This window comes from uncultured Streptococcus sp., from assembly GCF_963516515.1.
In the GTDB taxonomy this organism is placed as follows: domain Bacteria; phylum Bacillota; class Bacilli; order Lactobacillales; family Streptococcaceae; genus Streptococcus.
In genome coordinates this window covers 35507-54434 of sequence record NZ_CAUQCJ010000010.1, presented here as the reverse complement: position 1 = coordinate 54434, position 18928 = coordinate 35507, and the positions used below count along the sequence as shown (strand labels likewise).

The window sequence follows — 18928 nt, the reverse complement described above, 5'->3', positions numbered from 1 at the left end:
TCATTTTTAACTTACCTTTCTTACTGTAATCTAATTAGCACATTTTGTTCAACATATCAACACGAATTTGGTGACGTCCACCATCGTATTTACCGTTAACAAATCCTTTAGCGATATTTTTAGCCAATTCATCACCAACAAGTTGTGCACCCATAGTGATCATGCGTGAGTTGTTGTGGCCACGAGTCATATAAGCTGAACGTTCATCAGATACTTCTGCAGCAACCATTCCTTTGATCTTAGTTGCGACCATAAATGGACCAGCTCCATAAGCATCAATCACGATACCAAGGTTTTGTTCTTCTTTGTTTACTTCTGCAGCAACAGCAAGAGTCACATCAACAAAGTCTTGACCTTCAGCTGTAACATCCACAACGTGGAAGTTTTCTTTTTCCAAGAAGTCTTTCACAACTTCTTTCAATCTCAAACCTGCAGCATCTGCACCGATAACAATAGACATATTGTATACTCCTTTTTATTTTTCTAGGCTAGTAAAGACTTTTATAGCTAGCAGTTTACCTACAAAAGACTTTCTAGCAGTTTATTGACAAATTAGATTGAATGAGATGAATGACACCTTATTCAAGTTTAGGAAATCAGTTTCCTAGAAATAATCCTTCTCCACGAAAGAGAATATAACAAGTGATTATTTGTTTGTTACAAACATCATTTGTTGCTTACAAACATAATATACTCCTATTTCCTGAAAAAGTCAACAGTTAATGTTTGTTTTTGTGTTTTTTAACTAAAAAATTTCGATGTCAAAACCAATTTGATCCACTTGACCAGGTTCTAGGAGACGAACATTCTTCTTATCTTCTAGATGATTTCCTTCTTCAAGGGATGTTGACAAGCCAGACCATGGTTCAAAAGCAATGAAAGGACCTTTATTCAAAGTTGACCAGATAATGAGGTTTGGAAACTCTGCAAAGTGCACTTTCAATCCCTTATCATGTTTACGAGAACGAAGGGCAATTGTTCTAGATTGTAATTCATCTAAAGTAACTGCATCTGTACTGAAAAGATCATAGCTGAGGTCTACTTCTTTTTGACCTTCTAGCCATGGACTTCTATCTTGGAAATCCAACATACCTGTTTCTGGGAAAGGGCGTGGAACAGAGCAAGTCTCTTCTTTCTCAAACTCTAAATAGTAGTCTTCATAGACTTCATCATCCAGTAGAGGACAATTAAAGCCTGGATGTCCACCAATAAAGTAAGGTATGACCTTGCTAGTTTCTTTATTGAAAATCTTGTATTGAGTCCGTACTGTCTTACCAGTAAGGATATAAGTGATTTCTAGGCGGAAATGATAAGGATAGTTTTGATAGCTATTCTCATCGTCTTCAATTGCAAAAGTTACACTCTTGTCTGTCTGTTCAACTAATTCAAATTCTTTCTTACGAACCAAACCATGACGAGGAATCTTTCCTTTGCTTTCTTGCCTCTTCTCATCTATATAGAAAGCTGTATCCTCTCTCAAAGAACCACAAATAGGGAAGAGAACAGGAGCTTGTCCACTCCAATAAGTGGCATCCCCTTGCCACAAATACTCAAGACCCTCAGCATCTTTTATAGAAGAAAGAGCCCCACCAAAACTGTTAAATTGAACACTTAATTGTTCCGATTTTAATTCAATTACCATTATTTTCTCCGATTTCTTGATAGTTTATAAAAAACTAGGCTGTCACTCCTAATGGTATGACAACCTAGCTTTAACAATTTACATTTTATAGGAGCGCATTATTTTGCTTTTGCTGCGTACTCTTCGTTACGTTTGATCATTTGTTTTCTGTACCAAGCAAAGATACCGATATAGAATACAAGGAAGACTACAGCACCAAGGATTGCTTTGATATCACCAGTTGTAGTGTTACCAATTGTCCAACCAAGAAGTTTTTCGATTGGTCCTTCAAGAGTTGAGTGAGTGATCAATTGAGTTTGGCTCACACCTGCTGGGAAGGCACCTACACCTTTAGCAAGTTCTGTTGCAAATGGTGCGATAAGTGTACCTGAAAGAAGGAAGAGTGGCAACAAGAGTGTTCCGAAGATAATCATACGGAGCAATTTACCACGTGTTACAACCAAGAGAGCTGGAGTAACACCCATAGCGATGATACCTGCAAGTGGCAAGATACCATTTCCGACTTTTGAAAGAAGCACTGCTTCAATCAACATGATTGGTGCAAGTACGTTGGCACAAGCCCAGATTTCAGCACGACCAGCGATGAATGGCCAGTCAAGACCGATGTTGAATTTACGTCCTTGAAGACGTTTAGTAGCAACGTTTGTAATACCTTGTGAAAGTGGTTCTACGGCAGCGATGAACCATGAACCGATAAGTGAGAAGAGTTCCAAAGATACACCAGCTGTCAAACCAAGAGACAACCAACCTTTGATAACTAGACGCCATTTATCTGCATCTGCAACACCTTCAATTGGATGTGGAGTTCCCATAATACCGATAACAATACCAAGAATGAAACCGATAAAGAATTTAGAACCCCAGAAACCGATTTTCTTGTTCAATTTAGCAGCGTCAAAGTCATATTTATCAAGACCTGGGAAGAATTTTTCAAAAATCTTATCCAAAACCATGATAACTGGGTTCATCATGTAGTTCATGTGAGTTGAAGTCATTGGTGATGAACTTGGAGCGTTAAGAAGGTCATCAAATGTAGGTTTCATCAAGTCAGAGTTGATAATTTTCAACACACCAACAAGGACGATAGCTGCTGTAGCAATAAAGAGTGAAACCCCTTGGCTCACACCGTTGTTGTCTGCATACCATTTAATCAAAAGACCTGTGATAGACAAGTGCCAGATATCGAAGATATCAACATCAAGTGTATCAGTTTTCTTCATAGCAAGCATCACTACGTTGACAATCAACATGATGAGCAAGAAGTAAAGTGTCCAAGCAGATCCCCAAGTGATTGTTGCAAGTGGTGCCCAACCAACGTCAGTGATACTCAATTGGATACCTGTGTTTTCAACGAATTTTGCAAGTGATGCTGAAAAAGCACCATTTAGCATACCGATGATAGCTCCAATACCTGTAAGAGCGATGGCAAGTTTGATACCACCTTCAAGCGCTTTGGAGAATTTCACTCCAAAAAGTAAAGCCAATACTGTCAAAATGATTAACATGATGACAGGTCCACCCATATCTAAGATAGGTGTGAAAAATTCTTTGATTAGGCCGAAGATTGCATCCATAACAGTTCCTCCCTTTTTGTGTTATATGAATGTTAACAAATTAAAATTAGCTTAATCCGTGTTCTTTAATAGCTGCTTCAATATTGTCAAATACTGGAGCACTCATAGCTGGGATACGGAATAAGATTGGTCCAGCTTCGATAACTGGAATACCTGGGTCAAAACCAAGGTCTGTTGCAGCAATTGGTGTGAAGATGTCATAACCTTTGATAAGATCTTCGTTAACGTCTTTGACCATTACCGCATCACAGTGAACATCAAAACCACGATTTGAAAGTTCTTCTTCAAGAGCACTTTTAATTTGGTGGCTTGAGTTAACACCTGCACCGCAGGCAGCTAGAATTTTAATCATATGGATTTCCTCCGATTTAATATTTTTAATAGACAAGATTAAGCGGTTGCTTCAGAGATATAAGTATAGAGAGCTTCTGGTTCAGAAATTTTAGCCAAATCTTCCAAATGGCCATTTCCTGTAAAGAAGTCCATCAACTGAGCAAGAATGTTAGTTTGACTTGAACTTGAGTTATTAATGATAAAGAAGAGCAAGGATACTTCTACTTCCTTATCTGGCGCAATCATATTGTGGAAAGTCACTGGTTTTTCTAATCGAACGACCACAACTTTTTCGGCAAGATTATGAATCGTATCTGTATGAGGAATAGCCACATTCGGCAAATCCTTACCCAAAAATTCCATATCTAAGCCAGTTGGAAATGACTTTTCACGCGTGATCAAGGCTTCACGATAAGTTGGAGTTACGATTTCTCGTTCTTCCAATAAAGTTGCAACCTGATCAAAGAGATGTTCTTGATTATCCGCTTCTAAGCAAAACACAAGGTTTTTGTCAAAGAAATGATCTAATCCCATAAGGTTTTCCCTTCTTTCCATTAACTTTATGCTATAAGTATAACACTATATGAAATCGTTGTCAATGATTTTCTGTTGTTTTTTGTCTCTTTTTTTATATTTTTGTTGTTTTTATAGTTCGACTTATTAAAACAAACACATAAACAAACACAGTAAACATTTTTTGTTTTAGAAACTAAAAAACAGACCATTAAAGTCTGCTTTAGCATTTTCTTCTTATATTAACGTCATATAAATAATAAAAAGTTATTTTAAAAATTTATTCTTCATCCATGCTCAAGACGCTGAGGAAGGCTTCTTGCGGGACTTCTACTGATCCGATGGCTTTCATGCGTTTCTTACCAGCTTTTTGTTTTTCAAGGAGTTTGCGTTTACGAGAAACGTCACCACCATAACATTTAGCAAGTACGTTCTTACGAAGGGCCTTGATATCTGTACGAGCCACAATCTTGTGTCCAATTGCTGCTTGAATTGGCACCTCAAATTGTTGACGAGGAATGATTTTCTTGAGCTTATCAACGATGAGTTTCCCACGTTCGTAGGCAAAATCCTTATGAACGATAAAGCTGAGGGCATCTACCTTGTCTCCATTGAGAAGGATGTCCATTTTGACTAGCTTAGATGGGCGGTACTCTGACAATTCGTAGTCAAAGCTTGCATAACCACGTGTTGAAGATTTGAGCTTATCAAAGAAATCAAAGACGATCTCAGCAAGTGGAATTTGATAGATGACATTAACACGATTGTCATCAATATAGTCCATAGTCACAAAGTCCCCACGCTTGCGCTGAGCCAATTCCATTACTGCTCCGACAAACTCCTGCGGTACCATGATTTGAGCTTTAACATAAGGTTCTTCAATAGTCGCAATCTTGGTTGGGTCTGGGAACTCAGATGGGTTAGAGACATCCATAGACTCCCCGTCAGTCAAATTAACCTTGTAAATAACAGATGGAGCTGTCATGATGAGGTCAATGTTGAACTCGCGCTCTAAACGTTCTTGGATAACATCCATATGGAGAAGTCCAAGGAATCCACAACGGAAACCAAATCCAAGTGCCTGAGATGTTTCTGGTTCAAACTGAAGACTAGCATCATTCAGTTGCAATTTTTCAAGGGCTTCACGAAGGTCATTGTACTTGTTTGACTCAATTGGATAGAGACCCGCAAAGACCATAGGATTCATCTGCTTGTAGCCATGTAATGGCTCTGCCGCAGGATTGGTTGCCAAGGTAACGGTATCACCCACACGAGTGTCCTGAACCGTCTTAATAGAAGCTGCAATATAACCAACGTCACCAGTCGCAAGGAAATCACGACCAACTGCTTTGGGTGTAAAAATACCTACCTCAGTAACATCAAAGGTCTTGCCATTGCTCATGAGCTGAATCTTATCGCCAGGCTTGACCACTCCATCCATGACACGCACTTGGAGAATAACCCCACGATAAGCATCGTAAACAGAGTCGAAAATCAAGGCTTTGAGTGGTGCTGCAACATCACCCGTTGGAGCTGGCACTTTTTCTACGATTTGCTCAAGGATTTCTTCGATACCGATACCAGCCTTGGCAGAAGCTAAAACTGCTTCACTGGCATCCAAACCAATGACATCTTCAATCTCTGTACGCACGCGCTCAGGGTCTGCAGCTGGTAGGTCAATTTTATTAATGACTGGCATGATTTCCAAATCATTGTCCAAGGCTAGATACACGTTGGCAAGGGTTTGAGCCTCAATTCCTTGAGCAGCATCAACCACCAAAATCGCTCCCTCACAGGCAGCTAGCGAACGTGAAACTTCATAAGTAAAGTCCACGTGTCCTGGCGTATCAATCAAGTGGAAAATATAAGTTTCCCCATCTTTTGCAGTATAGTTCAGCTCGATGGCATTCAACTTAATGGTAATCCCACGTTCCCGTTCTAGATCCATGCTATCCAAAAGCTGAGCCTGCATTTCACGACTTGAAACCGTCTCCGTCTTTTCCAAAATGCGGTCTGCTAGAGTCGATTTTCCATGGTCAATATGGGCGATAATAGAGAAGTTACGGATCTTCTCCTGTCGTTTTTTCAATTCTTCTAAGTTCATGATTCTCTTCCTTTCAGGGTATCTATTTATTATAAATTGTTTTTGATATTTTGACAAGACCATACCCTGCTAGGAGTACTAATCTTCAGCGACAAAGCCGTCATTTTCGATAAAGTGATGTTCTGTCATTCCTTGGTCTGTAAAGACAATCCCATGAAGGACACCACCATAAACAGCTCCTCCGTCCATGCCAATCTTGCCATCTTTTGTAGTCCAAAGTTCAGCTGTACCTCGGTCTTGCTTCAACAAACCATAGACTGGTGTATGACCAAAGACAATGATTTTTCCAGTATGATTTTCGGCTTCGTGGAATGGTTTTCTAAGCCAGACTTTTTTATAATCTGTAGTTTCATGCCAGTCGTCCAAGGTCAAATCAATACCTGCGTGAACAAAGATATACTTGTCTGTTTCTACCACAAATGGCATTTGACGAATAAATTCGACTAAATCTGCCGCTTCGGTAGCAACACGCTTGGCATCTTCTACTCCGTCAACTGGTGCATCCAAGGGACGACCTAGGATAGAGTTAATGGTTGTATCTCCACCATTGCGACGATAGTGGTCATAACTTTCTTCTGGGTCATCGAGCCAAGTTAAAAACATATACTCATGATTTCCTGATAAACAGATAGCCCCTTGATTATCAACCAAGTCCTTAACCATTTCAAGAACACGGCGACTATCTTCACCGCGGTCAATCAAATCCCCTAGAAAGAGTAACTGGGTCTGACCATCCCATGTTTTGAGAAGGTCTTCCAGCATCCCAGCTTTTCCGTGAACATCTCCAATTACATAATAGTCTGTCATCTTATTTCTCCTTGTTTCTCAACAATTCTCTGGCTTGCGTCAGGGCTGCTTCCGTCACATCATCACCTGCCAACATCTTGGCAACTTCCTCCACTCGCTCTTCAACCGTCAAGAGACGAACAGTCGAAACCGTTGAATGCTCATTGCTAATCTTCTCAATAAAGAATTGATAATCCGCAATCGCAATCACTTGTGGCAAATGGGAAATAGCCAGAACCTGACCATGCTGGCCAATCTTGTGAATCTTCTGTGCAATGGCCTGAGCTACACGACCTGAAACTCCCGTATCCACCTCATCAAAGACAATACTTGTCTTGCCCTCTTTACGTGAAAAGGCAGACTTAATGGCTAGCATGAGACGGGATAATTCCCCACCAGATGCAACCTTGACCAAGGGTTTAAAGTCTTCGCCAGGGTTGGTTGAAATGTAAAACTCAACCGTTTCATTGCCCTCACGGCTAAATTTGCCCTTGCTAAAACGAACCTGAAACTGGGCTTTTTCCATATAAAGGTCTTGCAGTTCTTGTTTAATCTCAGCTTCCAATTGCTGAGCCAAATCATGACGAGCAGATGCAAGCTGGCCTGCCAAATCAACAAGGTTGACTTCCAACTTCTTAAGCTCTGCTTCCATGTCCTCAGACGAAAGGTTATTGCCTGTCAAGAGATTATATTCTTCTGTAATTTTAGCAAAGTAAAGCAAGACATCGTCTACAGTCCCACCATACTTACGAGTAATGGTATGAAGAAGGTCCAAACGATTCTCAACCTGCATAAGACGATTGCCGTCAAAATCAAGGTCCTCAATAATAGCTTCCAGACGTTTGCTAATGTCTTCTAAGACATAGTAGGTCTCAGACAGAGAGCTGGAAATTTCACGGTATTCGGTGTCATACTCTTCGACACTTTCCATGTCATTCATGGCCGAACGAACATTGGCCAGACTTGAAAAGTCTTCATTGTCCAACATACTGTAGGCATTGGTCAGTGTATCCGCAATATTTTTATGGTTGAGGAGTTTATCTCGCTCTTGGTTAAGAGCCAAGTCTTCACCTGCTTGCAAGTTTGCTGCCTCAATCTCTGCCATTTGAAATTCCAACATCTCAATACGAGTCTTGTGTTCCTGTTGGTTTTTCTTGACTTCCAGAACCTGCTTGCGCATTTTTCGATAGGCATCAAAACTCGTTTGATAGGTTTCTTTCAAGTCCCAAAAAGCTGCATCGCCAAATTCATCCAGCATCTGGATGTGCAGTTGAGGACGCATTAACTCCTCTTGGTCATGCTGACCATGGATATCCACAAAATGTTGCCCAATAGCACGCAAAACCGACAGATTGACCATCTGACCATTCACACGGCTGATACTCCGACCATTTTGCAGAATTTCCCGACGGATGATAATTTCATCACCCATTTCCAAACCTTGCTCATCAAAAATTTCCTGTAAAAGACGACTATTTTCAACTGAGAAAAGTCCCTCAATCTCTGCCTTTGGTGCACTATGACGAATAACATCTGTCGTCGCACGAGCCCCCAACATCATATTCATGGCATCAATGATAATCGACTTCCCTGCACCCGTTTCACCAGTCAGGACAGTCATTCCCTTTTCAAAATTGAGGGAAATAGCCTCAATAATGGCAAAGTTTTTTATCGAAATTTCAAGTAACATATAGACCTACCAATTTTTTACTTGTTCAAAGATTTCCTCAGCTAGCTTTTCACTTCTGGCAATGACTAAAATTGAGCTATCATCAGCCAAACAGCTGAAAATCTTGTCTGCAAAAGTCTCGGTTAACTGAGCTTTTACAAAAGCCGTATTTCCTGGAATAACTTGGAGATTGATCATCTTGTCCATCAATTCTGCCGATTCGATATTGTCTTCAGCCAATTGCAAACTTTTTACGATTGATTTTGGCAATTCATAGACATAGGTGTTGTCTCTCAAAGGAATTTTGACAATACCTAACTCTTTGATATCTCGTGATACCGTTGCCTGAGTGGCAGTGATACCTGCCTCTTTCAAATGTTCTACGATTTCTTCCTGCGTACCGATTTGATAATCTGTCACAAATCGTCTAATTTTTTCAAGTCTCTCTTTTTTATTCATTTTTAAATTGACTATGCGCCCTCTCTACTACTTCTTCAATATCAGCAAGAACCTGATTGCTTGCTGACTCTTCTTTTTTCAAATAAGCTAAAAATTCAATATTGCCATGTCCACCTTGGATAGGTGAAAAGTCCAAACCAAGGACTGAAAAACCTTCCTCTACTGCCATAGCTGTGACAGATTCAAGGACATTCTGATGGACCTTGGCATCTCGAATAATTCCATTTTTTCCAATCTGCTCACGTCCTGCCTCAAACTGGGGCTTAACTAGAGCCACAACCTGACCTTGATTTGTCAAGACTCGGTGCAAGGCTGGCAAAATAAGACTGAGGGAAATGAAACTCACATCAATACTGGCAAAGCTCGGTTCCTTTTCGAAATCGGTCTTTTCAGCATAGCGGAAATTAAACTGCTCCATACTGACAACCCGCGGATCTTGGCGTAATTTCCAAGCCAACTGATTGGTGCCGACATCGACTGCAAAGACCAACTCAGCACCATTCTGCAACATAACATCAGTAAAACCTCCAGTAGAAGCACCGATATCAATCGTTGTCGCCCCTTCTACTGACAAATCAAAGATCTGCAAGGCCTTCTCCAATTTCAAGCCACCACGGCTGACATACTTGAGCTTCTCGCCCTTGAGTTTTAGCTCGGTGTCGTCTGGGATTTTCTCTCCTGGTTTGTCAAAACGTTCTCCATTTAGGACTGCTACCACTAGACCAGCCATGACACCGCGCTTGGCCTGCTCTCTCGTTTCAAACAAGCCCTGTTTATAAGCTAGTACATCCACTCTTTCCTTAGCCATTGATTCTCAAACTTTCTACTACTTTTACAATAGATTCTGTTTCAAAGGGAACCTGCTGGGCAATTTCTTCCAATTTTGCATTTGCTTGATCCAAGGTTTGGTTACAAAAGGCAATGGCTTCTTCCAAGCCCAACAAGGCAGGGTAGGTTGACTTTTCTGCCTGCAAATCCTTTTGAGGAGTCTTGCCGATTTCCTCAAAACTAGCTGTCACATCCAGTACGTCATCTCGAACTTGAAAAGCAAGCCCAATCAATTCACCAACAGTTTTCAGTTTTTCCTGAATCTCAGGTACCAATTCAGCTATAATAGCAGCCGCTTGGAAGGGATAGGCTAGTAGTTTTCCAGTCTTATTAGCATGAATGGTCTGAAGTTCTTCCAAGGACAAATGCTGGTGTTCGCCCTCCATATCCAAAACTTGCCCTGCCACCATTCCCAAACTTCCTGATGCAAGAGATAAATTGGCAATCAAGTCCACCTTGATCTGACTTGGCAAATCTGCCTGCGCTATCATGGCGTAAGGATCCAGGAACAAAGCATCTCCAGCCAAAATGGCCATTGCTTCGCCAAATTTCTTATGATTGGTCAAACGTCCCCGACGATAATCGTCATCATCCATAGCAGGAAGATCATCGTGAATCAAGCTCCCTGTATGAATCATTTCCAAGGCCGCAGCCACCTGTGCATGTGCTGGTTTAATAGCCACCTGCAAGGCTTCCAGAACTTCTAACAGAAGAAAAGGCCGAATACGCTTGCCACCAGCATGAATGGAATAGAGAACAGACTCTCGCAAACTAGAGGCAAACTGCTGGTCTCCATAAAAATCTTCCAAGGCCGACTCGACAAGAGCTAATTTTTCTTGCTTCTTCATTCAAAATCACTTTCTGTTCCGTCTTCTTGCATGACCTTGACCAAGGTCTTTTCAGCCTTATCCAGCGTCGCTTGTAGTTCTTTTGACAAGACCATACCCTTTTGAAAGGCAGCAATCGCATCTTCCAGAGCAATTTCACCATTTTCCAAACTTTGGACAATGGTCTCCAGTTCTGCTAGATTTTCCTCAAATTTCTTTTGTTTTGACATCTTTAACCTCTAATTCTACTTGACCATCTCGCATCAAAAGCGTCACTTGGTCTTTTTTCTTCAAACTCTCAACCGAATCGATAACTGACTCTTCTTTTTTGACAATTGCATAGCCACGCGCCACGATTCTACTAGTATCCAGCATCAGCAGGGCTTCTGAAAGTCTCTTGACTTCAGCAACCTTGGCATCATAAACTAGTGCCATTTGGCTACGGAGGAGCTTGTCCAACTGTGCAAGTCGGTCCTGATAGCGTTGGATTTTGGTAATAGGTGATAATTGGACCAGTCGATGCGTCCTTGCTTGGACGAATTGTTTGTTATCAGAAATCCGTGTTCGCAAACTTTGTTTTAAACGCAATTGCAGTTGATCCAAACGTTGTAAATATCCATCATATAAACGCTCTGGCTGTCTAAAGATAACAGACTGACTGCATTTTTTCAAAGCTTCTTGTTTCTTAGATAGGACATTTCGGACTGCCGTTGCCATCCGTTTTTCCTGATTTTGCAAATGAGCTAATAGATCCAACTTAGTCACAGGTGTTGCTAATTCAGCAGCAGCCGTTGGTGTCGCAGCGCGGCGATCTGCCACAAAATCTGCCAAGGTCACATCCGTCTCATGCCCCACACTAGAAATAACTGGCAAACGAGATTCAAAAATAGCTCGTACCACAATTTCTTCGTTAAAGGCCCAGAGATCCTCGATGGAACCACCTCCACGACCAATAATGAGCAAATCCAAATCGTCCCGTTGATTAGCACGCGCAATATTTCAAGCAATTTCTTCTGCCGCTCCATCACCTTGAACCTTGGTCGGATAGAGAAGAATATCGACACCTGGAAATCGCCTGCTGACGGTCGTGATAATATCTCGAATAACGGCTCCACTGCGACTGGTTACTACACCAATTCTCTTAGAAAATTGGGGCAGAGGTTGCTTGAAGCGTTCTTGAAACAGGCCTTCTTCTGTCAATTTTTTCTTGAGTTGTTCAAACTGAATCGCAAGCGCACCAACTCCATCAGGCTCTGCCTTTTCAATGATGATGGAGTAGCTACCGCTCGGTTCATAGACCTGTACACGCCCAATCACATTGATCTTCATTCCTTCTTCCAGGTCGAAGCCTAATTTCTGATAAATCCCAGACCAGATGGTCGCTTGAATGACTGCATGGTCATCTTTTAGGGAGAAATATTGGTGAGTAGGTCGTTTACGAAAGTTGGAAACTTGACCAGTTAAATAGACCCGTTCCAAATAAGGGTCTTTATCGAATTTCATTTTCAGATACTTGGTCAAAGTTGTTACCGATAAATACTTTTCCATCTCCACCTACTATTCATTTTCTTGCTCTTTCATGGGTATTATTATACCAAAAATATGCCTAAAAATCTCCATTTATGTACCATTATGAGAGAAAAATAGAAAAAGGAGGCAAGGCCTCCACATCTGATTATTTGCTGTTTCGAGCTTCTTCCAAAATCTTTGCAATCTTGGTCGTCAACAGGTCGATAGCCACTGTATTGCTGACTCCCTCAGGAATGACGATATCAGCATAACGCTTAGTTGGCTCGATAAACTGGTGGTACATGGGCTTGACCACACCTAAATACTGGTCAATAACGCTATCAAGGCTACGGCCACGCTCTTCCATATCACGCTTGATACGACGAATAATGCGCACATCGTCATCCGTATCCACAAAAATTTTGATATCCATCAAATCGCGCAGGCGCTTGTCCTCCAAGACCAAAATCCCCTCAACGATAAAGACATCTTGAGGCTCCTGACGATAAGTCTTGCTACTACGTGTATGCTCTGTATAGTCATAAGTCGGGATGTCCACCGGACGCCCTGCCAACAATTCCTTAATCTGCTCGATCATCAAGTCTGTATCAAAGGCAAAAGGATGGTCGTAGTTGGTTTTGACACGCTCTTCAAAGGTCAAGTGAGACTGATCCTTGTAGTATGAATCATGCTCAATCATGGAAATCTTTTCATCAGGAAAATGCGATAAAATGGCTCTTGAAACACTGGTCTTACCACCACCAGAACCACCTGTCACTCCGATAATGATTGGTCTATTTTGCATGCTATCCTCCGTTTTTTTATCCGTCGTCTATTCTATCATATTTTTTGCAAAATTTATAGTCTGATTTGGATAGTCTAGGGGAAGAATTCCATCCCCAAACTCCAGTTAGATTAGATAAAAACCTTCCTTGGCTTGTAGAGGTTGTCCCGTTTTTCTAGAATGGCTAGCAATTTATCATCTTCAAAGGCAGCTAATTCTTGTTCTGTTTGTTCGAGTTCGATAAAACGACCAAAGCGCACTTCTGTAGCTTCTTCTGAACTTAGGAACACTTTGATAAGGTCCCCTGTCCCAATCTCTAAAGGATGGAGAAAGTCTAATTGCCCATCCTCCACTTTTGAAGCAATTTCTTCCAAGGTAAGAGCATCCTCCAGTTGCAAACCTGCTGCACTAGTCCGTGTCAGATGTGACATATGAGCCGCATAACCAAGCTTCTCTCCCAAGTCAACTGACAAGGTACGGATATAAGTCCCCTTACTACATTTCACACGAAAAGTAAAGCGTGCAAGATAACCCTCATAAGAAATCGGACTTGTTCGATCAAATTGATAAATGGTCACCTGACGTTCTGGACGCTCCACTTCCTGACCAGCACGCGCATACTCATAAAGCTTACGACCATTAACCTTAACAGCTGAGTACATAGGCGGAATCTGGGTAATAGGCCCAGTCAGACTCGCAATTGCTTCGTCAACAATGGTTTCATCCAAGAGCGACAAAACAGGTGTTTCTGCGACCACTTCTCCACTGGCATCCTCAGTCGTCGTGGAATAACCTAGAGTGATTTCCCCCTCATAGACCTTACCCTCGTCCTGCATAAACTCGACCATGCGTGTCGCCTTGCCAACTGCAATGGGCAAAACACCCACTACATCCGGATCCAAGGTCCCACCATGACCAATCTTCTTGGTTCCCAAAATCTTACGCAGTTTAAAAACCGCATCATGCGAGGTCATCCCCGCTTCTTTTTTTAAGTTGATAATACCGTTCATTTTTTCTTTCTCACTCCCCCTTCAATGCTTCAAACTTTGCTTTCATGGTTGGATTTTTTCGAGTTAGTTTTTTAACAGAAACATCTTCTAATTTGTTGTTAGCTAGACGGAGTTGGTTTTCAGATGTTGTCAGGAATTTCTTAACTTCTTCCATGCGTTTGATGGCCTTGTCAATTTCATCGATAGCTTTGCCAAAGTTAGTCGAAGCTGAGTTATAGTTCTTAGCAAAGGCTAGTTTAAAGGCATCCAAGTCTTCCTCAAAATGAGTGATGTCAATATTTTGTTCGCGAACCAAGGCCAACTCCTGCTTATATTTTAGAGAATTAAGCGCCGCATTACGCAAAAGCCCAATCAACTGAATAAAGAACTGAGGACGGACCACATACATCTTTTCATACTCGTGGCTGACGTCAACAATCCCCGTGTTAAAGTAGTCATTATCGGCCTCAAGCATGGTCACCAAAACGGCATACTCACAGTTCTTCTCCCGACGGTCCTTGTCCAATTCCTTATAAAAATCTGCATTCTTGTGCTTCTTCTCTGTTCCATCCGCTTCGTTTTTCATCTCAAACATGATGGAAATAATTTCGACCCCATTTTCATCACATTCACGGAAGATAAAGTCCCCCTTAGACCCACGCGCAGAAACCTTGTTATCCTTCTCAAAATAAGCATTTGGAAAGGCAAAACTACGAACCTTGTTAAACTCACTCTCTGCATACTGTTCCAGACTTTCCCCGATGGCTTTTGTAGATTGCTGGGCTTTGAAATTCTTATAGAACTCGACCTGTTCACTAGCTGCTTTGAGCTGGGCTTCGTAGTTTTGCTTAACTGAAGCAAGAGAAAGCTCGTTTTCTTTTTCTTGTAAAAGAAGCTGGTTTTTAACCTGATCCCGTTCTTTTTCTAAGTCAGAAAGAGTCTTTTGCAGTTGATTTTCATGCTCCAAACGCAAGGTAGCCAATTGGTTTTCCAAGGCCTGTACTTCCTTATCCTTAACCAATAATGCCTGATGGCTTGTCTGTTCAACCTCTTTCTTGGCCAATTCTTTTTCTGTATCAAAGTTTTGGATTTGACTCTGCAATTGCGCGATTTCTTGGTCTTTTTGAGCTAGTTTAGACTGTTGTTCATTCATGGCCTTTTGCTCAGCCAAGGCCAGTTCCTGCTTCATCCGATCGTGCAATTCCTTATCAAACTCTGCTGTTCTCACTTGGGACAAAAGTTCAGCATACTGACTTTCATTTACTGTAAAGACTTCCCCACAGTTGGGGCATTTGATTTCGTTCATATCGTTCCTCTTTCTAGACTTCTGTAACCATTATATCATGCCTGAAGGAAAATCAAAAACAGTGAGTCGAAACCCACTGTTTATCTTCTTTTACTTTAAATTTTTTCCAAGGCCAAGCGCAAGTCTTCAATCAAATCTTCTACATTTTCAAGACCGATTGACAAACGGATTTGGTTTGGTGTGACACCTGCTGCTTCTAGGTCTTTTTCTGACAATTGACCGTGAGTGGTTGTAGCTGGATGAACAACAAGCGATTTAGCATCTGCCACGTTTGCTAGGTCAGAAAAGATTTCTAAATTATCAATTACCTTGCGTGCTTCTGCCTCCCCACCTTTGACATGGAAGGTAAAGATTGAACCGACACCTTTTGGCAAGTATTTCTCAGCTAAGGCATGATAAGGACTATCAGCAAGTTTTGGATAATTGACTTTTTCTACCTTAGGATGGTTGATAAGGAAATCAACAATTTTCTCTGCATTTTGTACATGACGTTCCACACGAAGTGAGAGGGTTTCAAGTCCTTGAAGCAAGAGGAAGGCATTAAATGGAGACAAGGCTGCACCTGTATCACGAAGCAATTGAGCACGGACAGCGATAATAAAGGCTGCCGCACCCACATCACGAGTATAGCTCAAGTTATGATAACTTGGATCTTCCTCAACAAATTGAGGGAATTTCCCTGAAGCCTCCCAGTCAAAACGACCACTGTCAACAATCACTCCTCCAATAGTCGTACCATGCCCACCGATAAACTTAGTCGCAGAGTGAATGGCAATATCTACACCGTGAGAAAAGACGTTAATCAAATATGGTGTGGCAAAGGTATTATCCGAAACGAGTGGAATCTGGTGTTTATGCGCAATCTCAGCCAATTTTTCCAAGTCAGGAATGTTTATCAAGGGATTCCCCAAGGTTTCAATCAAAACTAGCTTGGTATTGTCTTTGATCGCTGCTTCTACTTCCTCCAAATTATCAACATCGACAAAGGTTGTTGTGATACCATAACGAGGAAGGGTTTCTTTCAAGAGATTGAAGGTTCCACCGTAAATAGTCGAAGCAGCCACTACATGGTCACCAGCATGGGCAAGTGCCAAAATCGTATAAGTCACTGCTGCCATACCTGATGCTGTTGCAAGAGCTCCGACACCACCTTCAAGGGCAGCAATTCTTTCTTCAAAGGCAGCTGTTGTAGGGTTGGTGATACGAGTATAAATGTTCCCTGGTTTTCTCAAGGCAAACAAATCGGCACCTTCCTGCGTGTCATCAAAAACAAAGGATGTTGTCTGATAAATCGGCACTGCACGAGACTTAGTTGCTGGATCAACTACTTGCCCAGCATGCAATTGTAAGGTTTCAAATTTAAAATCACGAGTCATAAGGCGACCTCCATATAGTTTCATTAAAGATATTGTAGCACCTTAAGGTATAGTTTACAAATATCAGTTTTCTATATTTTGATATAAGGAATGACTATTACTTCTTACAAAATCGAAAAAAGCACGAATCAATCGTGCTCATTTTCTTAATCTACATAAGTGTCTTCGTTTTTATTGAGGAAGGCATATGGAAGACCCATCAAGAGGCCTCCTCCGATAAAGTTTCCGATGAAGGTTACACCCCAGTGGCGAAGCATATTTCCAACACCGAAGTTAGCAATTGAATCAGCAGCAACACTGAATTTCACAATCGCGAAAGAAGCAAAGTTCGCCGCAATGTGCTCGTTTGTTAAGAATACAAACATGTAAATCGCTGACAACACAAGCCAAAGTTTGGCACCACCATCTTTGACCAAAACAAATGAAAGAATCGCAATATTTACGAAAATATTTGCCAAAATCGCCTCAAGCAAGATTAATTCATTTGAACGGCCTAACTTCATCTCAACAACCCCTGAGATGAAACTATCGTGAGTCAGATTTGCATAGGCTGCCGAATGAGCAAAGCCCCAACCTGCTATCAAAGCCCCGATAAGGTTAAACAAGGTACAGTAAAGTAAAATCTCAGCTGTTTTTCTCCAAGAGATTTTTTTCAAGAAACTACCAGCAGTCAAGAACATCATGTTTGATGTTACCAACTCGGCATTCAAGAAAACAATGTAGGCCAATCCCCAAGCAAAGACAAATGGGAAGAGGAATCGTCCACTACCTGGTGCAATTTTATTAATCAAGTCAGCCCCAACTGCACCAGCAGCTGTACTGAAGGTTAAAAATGCACCTGCGAACATAGAACGAATCGCATACTTAAATTTGCTTTGGCTATAAAGACTTTCTTTCTTCTTGCAAGCAAATTCAATCTTTGAGATAAATTCTGAAGAAACCATAATAAACTCCTAAAACTTTTATTTGTGATAATTATAACATAAAACAGATATAATGAAAAGCCTTTCCTAATTGCATTTTTAATAAATTTATAAATCCAGCAATCGTTTACATTGTTTTAATAACAAGCTTTTAGAATTTTCAATTATCAGGATATTGAGGTTGCATGGAATAACTTTTATTCTATTTAATATATTTATTACTAAATAGAAAAAAATGACTTCTCCGCACCCCTACTCTGATTCTTCTTAATCAACATATGTATCTTCATTCTTATTGAGAAAGGCATATGGTAAACCGATCAGAAGTCCTCCACCTATAAAGTTGGCAATGAAGGTAACTCCCCAATGTCTAAGTATATTTGCAAGACCAAAGTGAGGTACTTGATCAGCAATCATGCTGAATTTCATAATACTGAAGGAAGCAAAATTGGCAGCGATGTGCTCATTGGACAAGAAGACAAACATTGAAATAGCTGATAAAATGATCCATAGTTTGGCAGCACCATCTTTGACTAATATAGACGAAAGAATGGCAATATTTACAAATACATTGGCAAGAATCCCCTCAAGCAGGACTAACTCACTTGGACGCGCCAACTTCTTGGCTACAAGCTTAGGAAGGAAACTATCATGGGTCAGATGAGAAAATGCTGATGAGTTAGCAAAGGCCCATCCAGCTACCAGGGCACCAATGAGATTAAACAAAGTACAGTATAGTAAAATAATTACTGCCTTTTTCCAATCAATTTTTTTCAAGAACACTCCAGCTGTTAAATACATCATATTGGAAGTTATCAATTCCGCATTTAGAAAGACAATATAAGCCAGCCCCCAAGCGAAAACAAATGGAAAAAGGAAATACCCACTACTTGGAATAATACTATTTAATAAATCCGCACCAATAGCTCCAGCAGCTGTACTAAAAGTTAAAAAAGCACCTGCAAACATAGAACGAATAGCATATTTGAACTTACTTTGATTGAAAAGACTTTCTTTCTTATTACAATAATAATCTATCTTCGAAATAAACTCTGAAGAACTCATAAACATCTCCTTATTTTTTATATTTATCATTATAACATAAAATGTTTTAATAGGTAATCATTTTCTTAAATTTATAGTGTATTGAAGCTAGAATAGTACACTATGGTTGCTAAAACATTTCTAGAAATTAATTTAACTCTCCTAATCAATTTATTCACATCTTGTTTCAATATACTATATAACATTTGTATTGATTTATACTCTTCGAAAATTTCTTCAAACCACGTCAGCTCTATTTGCA

The 18928-nt window shown here is 40.7% G+C and carries 18 protein-coding genes and 1 pseudogene; all 19 read right to left on the bottom strand.

What is annotated here, in order from left to right; genetic code table 11:
• Positions 1-34: 34 nt before the first annotated feature.
• The gene (gene lacA, locus RYL77_RS03540; RefSeq protein WP_000029277.1) at positions 35-460 is read right to left on the bottom strand and encodes a galactose-6-phosphate isomerase subunit LacA; all 426 of its coding nucleotides are present in this window, start codon (positions 458-460) and stop codon (positions 35-37) included.
• 285 nt (positions 461-745) lie between these two features.
• The gene (locus RYL77_RS03535; RefSeq protein WP_315009906.1) at positions 746-1642 is read right to left on the bottom strand and encodes an aldose 1-epimerase family protein; all 897 of its coding nucleotides are present in this window, start codon (positions 1640-1642) and stop codon (positions 746-748) included.
• A gap of 98 nt (positions 1643-1740) precedes the next feature.
• Positions 1741-3216, bottom strand: a complete 1476-nt coding sequence (locus RYL77_RS03530) for a PTS galactitol transporter subunit IIC (protein ID WP_000338736.1) — start codon at positions 3214-3216, stop codon at positions 1741-1743.
• Between the two features lie 46 nt (positions 3217-3262).
• A complete protein-coding gene (locus RYL77_RS03525; RefSeq protein WP_000590547.1) occupies positions 3263-3568 on the bottom strand; it encodes a PTS sugar transporter subunit IIB in 306 nt (101 codons plus the stop codon).
• 38 nt (positions 3569-3606) lie between these two features.
• Entirely contained in the window at positions 3607-4083 is a 477-nt protein-coding gene (locus RYL77_RS03520) for a PTS sugar transporter subunit IIA (RefSeq protein WP_315009903.1), read from the bottom strand.
• Positions 4084-4342: 259 nt separating this feature from the next.
• Positions 4343-6166, bottom strand: coding sequence for a translation elongation factor 4 (gene lepA / locus RYL77_RS03515; RefSeq protein ID WP_315009902.1), 1824 nt, complete (start codon positions 6164-6166; stop codon positions 4343-4345).
• 78 nt (positions 6167-6244) lie between these two features.
• A complete protein-coding gene (locus RYL77_RS03510) occupies positions 6245-6973 on the bottom strand; it encodes a metallophosphoesterase family protein (protein WP_315009900.1) in 729 nt (242 codons plus the stop codon).
• Between the two features lies 1 nt (position 6974).
• A complete protein-coding gene (gene recN, locus RYL77_RS03505) occupies positions 6975-8642 on the bottom strand; it encodes a DNA repair protein RecN (protein ID WP_315009898.1) in 1668 nt (555 codons plus the stop codon).
• Between the two features lie 6 nt (positions 8643-8648).
• Entirely contained in the window at positions 8649-9080 is a 432-nt protein-coding gene (locus RYL77_RS03500; protein ID WP_315009896.1) for an arginine repressor, read from the bottom strand.
• Positions 9073-9888, bottom strand: coding sequence for a TlyA family RNA methyltransferase (locus RYL77_RS03495; protein WP_315009894.1), 816 nt, complete (start codon positions 9886-9888; stop codon positions 9073-9075). Before RYL77_RS03495 ends, RYL77_RS03500 begins: the two co-directional genes overlap by 8 nt.
• Positions 9881-10756, bottom strand: a complete 876-nt coding sequence (locus tag RYL77_RS03490) for a farnesyl diphosphate synthase (protein ID WP_315009893.1) — start codon at positions 10754-10756, stop codon at positions 9881-9883. Before RYL77_RS03490 ends, RYL77_RS03495 begins: the two co-directional genes overlap by 8 nt.
• Positions 10753-10965: an exodeoxyribonuclease VII small subunit gene (locus RYL77_RS03485; RefSeq protein WP_000043226.1), complete on the bottom strand. Its 213-nt coding sequence runs from the start codon at positions 10963-10965 to the stop codon at positions 10753-10755. The genes RYL77_RS03490 and RYL77_RS03485 overlap by 4 nt, the downstream gene beginning before the upstream one ends.
• Positions 10943-12283 (bottom strand): annotated as a pseudogene (gene xseA / locus RYL77_RS03480) (exodeoxyribonuclease VII large subunit). Before xseA ends, RYL77_RS03485 begins: the two are co-directional and overlap by 23 nt.
• 127 nt (positions 12284-12410) lie before the next feature.
• Positions 12411-13049 carry a uridine kinase gene (gene udk, locus RYL77_RS03475; protein WP_001181376.1) on the bottom strand — a complete coding sequence of 213 codons (639 nt, stop codon included), beginning with the start codon at positions 13047-13049 and terminating at the stop codon, positions 12411-12413.
• 110 nt (positions 13050-13159) lie between these two features.
• Positions 13160-14038, bottom strand: a complete 879-nt coding sequence (gene truB / locus RYL77_RS03470; protein WP_315009891.1) for a tRNA pseudouridine(55) synthase TruB — start codon at positions 14036-14038, stop codon at positions 13160-13162.
• Between the two features lie 10 nt (positions 14039-14048).
• Complete coding sequence (locus RYL77_RS03465) at positions 14049-15323, bottom strand: DUF2130 domain-containing protein (RefSeq protein ID WP_315009889.1); 1275 nt, start codon at positions 15321-15323, stop codon at positions 14049-14051.
• Between the two features lie 95 nt (positions 15324-15418).
• Positions 15419-16699: an O-acetylhomoserine aminocarboxypropyltransferase/cysteine synthase family protein gene (locus RYL77_RS03460; RefSeq protein ID WP_315009887.1), complete on the bottom strand. Its 1281-nt coding sequence runs from the start codon at positions 16697-16699 to the stop codon at positions 15419-15421.
• Positions 16700-16845: 146 nt separating this feature from the next.
• On the bottom strand, positions 16846-17643 hold the full coding sequence (locus RYL77_RS03455; protein WP_000254781.1) for a formate/nitrite transporter family protein: 798 nt from the start codon (positions 17641-17643) through the stop codon (positions 16846-16848).
• Positions 17644-17889: 246 nt separating this feature from the next.
• Positions 17890-18687 carry a formate/nitrite transporter family protein gene (locus RYL77_RS03450; protein WP_315009885.1) on the bottom strand — a complete coding sequence of 266 codons (798 nt, stop codon included), beginning with the start codon at positions 18685-18687 and terminating at the stop codon, positions 17890-17892.
• Between the last annotated feature and the right edge of the window lie 241 nt (positions 18688-18928).